The following is a 3,658-nucleotide window of genomic DNA, read 5'->3' as shown; positions in this document are numbered from 1 at the left end:
GAGGCGGAGATGCTCATGGCGAGACGGGGCGCGGGGCGGAGCGGAAGTAGCGGGCGAAGGCGGGGTCCGCGTGTCGCGCGTGGACGTGCTCGGGGCGGTACACGCGCAACGTGTATTCGTAGAGGGGCCCCGCGGCATCCAGCTCCCAGAACCGACTCAGCTTGCCCACCACGAAGTCCAGCAGCGCGCCCGGCGGCTGGTAGTACAGCTCCTCGCGCGTGTACTCGGGGTCGTGGAACGTGGTGAGGAAGTTCACCGAGAAGCCCTTCGTGCACAGCGCGTACATGGCGGCCAGCATGCCCTCGACGAAGCCGCGCCAGGCCTCGGGCGTGGCCGAGAGCCGGACGTTGAAGGTCCCCGACAGCGTCAGGTAGTCGTACCGTTCGGGCGGAAGGCTCGCGACGATGTCGCGCGTATGGAAGGTGCCCTGGGGAAACTTGCGCGCGCACGACTCCGTGAACGAGGGATGGACGTCGCTGCCGGAGTAGCGGGCCTCTGGGTGATGGTGCTGGAGGAACTCGCCGAAGTGCCCCATGCCGCACCCCACCTCGTGCACGGAGAAGGGGCCCGACGCGCCTTCGAAGAGCCGGGCCAGCCGGTGGAAGCGCTCGTATTGGGTGGCCTGGTCCCGGTGCGACAGGGCACGTGGGTCGTCTCCGTACTGGTCCAGGAGCGCGCCGTAGAATGCGCGCTGCTCTTCAGCGATGTCCATGGAGGGTCTCCTGTCGCGCGGGCTCGGCCCGTGGCTCCGCGACGGCCAGCCTGGAGGTGCTCGTCGCCTGCCGCACCACCGCCTGGGGCTTCTGATTGATTTGGAGGAAGATGCGCGCCACGTACTCGGAGAGGATGCCCACGCCGAGCAGCGTCACGCCCGAGGAGAACAGCACCGCCACGGCCAGCGAGGCCCAGCCAGGCACGGTGATGGTCCCGGTGATGCGCGAGAAGACCACCACTCCGCCCGCGATGGCGGACAGCACGGACAAGAGGAAGCCGCCGACGGAGGCGAGCCGGAGGGGGAAGGTGGCGTAGTTGAAGAGCAGGTTGAAGAACACCGTCACCAGGCGGCCCAGCGTGTACGAGCTGCGCAGCCCCTCGGGGTGCTCGTGGCGCACCTCGGCGGCGGTGATGCGGTCGGTGACCCAGGACAGGTAGATGTCGAGGATGATGTCGTGCCGCTCGCTGCGGGCGACCTCGGCGGCGACGCTCCCGGAGATGAGCCGGAAGGCGGAGATGTCGAAGGCCACCCGCATCACCCTGCGAGGGATGACCATGATGAGGCGCGAGGCCAGCGAGCGCCACCCGGGGCCCTGCCTCACGCGGGGCAGACCGTAGACGACATCCGCGTCGGCCTGCTCGGCGCGGGCCAGCAGCGCGCCAATCTCCTCGGGCGGGTTCTGCAGGTCCTCGTCGAGCGTCACGACCCAGCGCCCACGGGCATGCCGGAAGCCGCACACCGTGGCGTTGTGTTGCCCGAAGTTGCGCATCAGCCGCACGCCCACGATGTGCTCATCCCCCTGCGCCAGCTTCTCGATGACGGCCCACAGCGCGGGCCTGGCGCTGTCGTCGACCAGGATGATTTCGAAGGGGGTGTGGCGGGCCTCCAACGTGCGGACCAGCCGCGCGCACAGCTCGGGGAGCGAGGACTCCCCACGGAAGCAGGGGACGACCACGGAGATGTCGACGACGGGTGGGCTCATGCGAAGGGGGGCGGGCGGGGGAGCCCAACGCTCGCGAATCCTACCGCGTTCCCTGGACCTGTCGCGCGGCGGAGTGCGCTCGCCTGGTCGCCGCGAGTCCCTGGGGCACCCCGAGCGCGGTGTCCTCCGGGCGGGCGGGGGAGCCCCTCCGAGGCTCGAGCGGCTCCCGGAGCCCGGGAGGGTGCTGTAGCCTGGAGGCCCTCCCGCCTGCTTCATCGTGACGCCATGACCATTCCCTTCAATCGGCTGCAGATGCTCGGAGACGAGGCGAAGTACATCGAGCAGGCGCTGGCCAACAGCCACCTCATGGGAGATGGGGGGTTCACGCGCAAGTGCCATGCGCTGCTGGAGGAGCTGCTGGGCGTGAGGCGGGCGCTGCTGACCACGTCCTGCACCCACGCGCTGGAGATGGCCGGACTGCTGCTCGATTTGCAGCCGGGGGACGAGGTCATCGTCCCGTCCTTCACCTTCGTCTCCACCGCGAACGCCTTCGCGTTGCGGGGCGCGCGTCCCGTCTTCGCGGACGTGCGGCCCGACACGCTGAACCTGGATGAGCGCAAGCTGGAGGCGCTCATCACCGAGCGCACGCGCCTCATCGTCCCCGTCCACTACGCGGGCGTGGGCTGTGAGATGGACGCCATCATGGACATCGCCACGCGCCGAGGCGTGGCCGTGGTGGAGGACAACGCGCATGGCCTCTTTGGCCACTACCGGGGACGGGCCCTGGGCACCTTCGGGACCTTCTCCACGCTCAGCTTCCACGAGACGAAGAACGTGAGCTGTGGAGAAGGGGGGGCGCTGCTCATCAACGACGCGCACCATGCCGAGCGGGCGGAAATCATCCGCGAGAAGGGCACCAACCGCAGCCGCTTCTTCCGCGGAATGGTGGACAAGTACACGTGGGTGGACATCGGCTCCAGCTACGTCATGTCGGACTTGCTGGCGGCCTTCCTCTACGGGCAGCTGCGCGAGCATGAGCGCATCCAGGCGCGGCGCCGGGCGCTCTGGGACACGTACCACCGGGAACTCTCCGCCTGGGCGACCGCCCAGGGCGTGGCCCAGCCCCACGTGCCCGCGCACTGCGAGCAGGCCTATCACATGTATTACCTGCTGATGCCGTCGCTGGAGGCCCGCACGCGCTTCATCCAGCAGCTGCGTCAGCAGGGCATCAACGCCGTGTTCCACTACCTGCCGCTGCACAGCTCGGAGATGGGCCGGAAGTTTGGCGGAGAGGTGGGCGCCTGTCCGGTGACGGAGGACGTCAGCGACCGGCTGGTGCGGCTGCCGTTCTACAGCACGATGACGGAAGCGGAGCAGTCCACGGTGCTCTCCGCCGTGAGGGACTTTCGGTGCTAGCGGCCCGGCACTCCGTCGCCATCATCCAATCCAACTACCTGCCCTGGAAGGGCTACTTCGACATCATCCACGATGTGGACACGTTCATCTTCTACGATGACGTGCAGTACACGCACCGCGACTGGCGCAACCGCAATCGCGTGAAGACGGCCCAGGGGCCGGTGTGGCTCACGGTGCCGGTGGGCTCCAGCACGGATCGGCTCATCTGCGACGTGCGAATCGAAGAGGGCACATGGGCGCGCAAGCATTGGGAGACGCTGCGACACCAGTACGGCCGCGCGCCCCACTTCGAGCGCTATGCGCCACTCTTGCGTGAGGTGTACCTGGAGCGGACGTGGACGCACCTGTCGGAGCTGAACCAGTTCCTGGTGCGCCGAATCGCCGAGGAGTGTCTGGGCATCCAGGTGCGCTTTCGCGACTCGCGCGAATGGACGCTCACCGGCGCGAAGCGGGAGCGGATCCTCGACCTGCTGCGGCACGCGGGCGCCACGCACTATGTTTCGGGCCCCGCGGCTCGCGACTACCTTCGACAGGAGGACTTCGACGCCGCGGGAATCCAGCTCACCTACAAGGACTACGCGGGGTACCCCACGTACCCCCAGCCC

Annotated in this window: 4 protein-coding genes; 2 read left to right on the top strand and 2 right to left on the bottom strand. The window is 68.5% G+C overall.

The window, feature by feature from the left end; genetic code table 11:
• Positions 1-13: 13 nt before the first annotated feature.
• Positions 14-712 carry a class I SAM-dependent methyltransferase gene (locus HR086_RS45530; RefSeq protein WP_141642900.1) on the bottom strand — a complete coding sequence of 233 codons (699 nt, stop codon included), beginning with the start codon at positions 710-712 and terminating at the stop codon, positions 14-16.
• On the bottom strand, positions 699-1,697 hold the full coding sequence (locus HR086_RS45525) for a glycosyltransferase family 2 protein (RefSeq protein WP_174468783.1): 999 nt from the start codon (positions 1,695-1,697) through the stop codon (positions 699-701). Before HR086_RS45525 ends, HR086_RS45530 begins: the two co-directional genes overlap by 14 nt.
• A 225-nt stretch (positions 1,698-1,922) precedes the next feature.
• Between HR086_RS45525 and rffA the strand changes: the two genes are divergently transcribed.
• Together rffA and HR086_RS45515 are read left to right on the top strand one after the other, a co-directional pair.
• Complete coding sequence (gene rffA, locus HR086_RS45520; protein ID WP_174453015.1) at positions 1,923-3,053, top strand: dTDP-4-amino-4,6-dideoxygalactose transaminase; 1,131 nt, start codon at positions 1,923-1,925, stop codon at positions 3,051-3,053.
• On the top strand, positions 3,047-3,658 hold a 612-nt coding region (locus tag HR086_RS45515), incomplete at its 3' end, for a WbqC family protein (protein WP_174468782.1). The genes rffA and HR086_RS45515, both read left to right, overlap by 7 nt.

Source organism: Myxococcus sp. CA039A (genome assembly GCF_013336645.1).
Taxonomy (GTDB): Bacteria; Myxococcota; Myxococcia; order Myxococcales; family Myxococcaceae; genus Myxococcus; species Myxococcus llanfairpwllgwyngyllgogerychwyrndrobwllllantysiliogogogochensis.
Note: the sequence above shows the minus strand (reverse complement) of the source record. Positions and strands in the feature narration are given on the sequence as shown.

Excerpts from the sequence above, each read along its gene's own strand:
- HR086_RS45530 (WP_141642900.1), bottom strand. The coding sequence starts at position 712 with ATGGACATCGCTGAAGAGCAGCGCGCATTCTACGGCGCGCTCCTGGAC.
- HR086_RS45525 (WP_174468783.1), bottom strand. The coding sequence starts at position 1,697 with ATGAGCCCACCCGTCGTCGACATCTCCGTGGTCGTCCCCTGCTTCCGT.
- rffA (WP_174453015.1), top strand. The coding sequence starts at position 1,923 with ATGACCATTCCCTTCAATCGGCTGCAGATGCTCGGAGACGAGGCGAAG.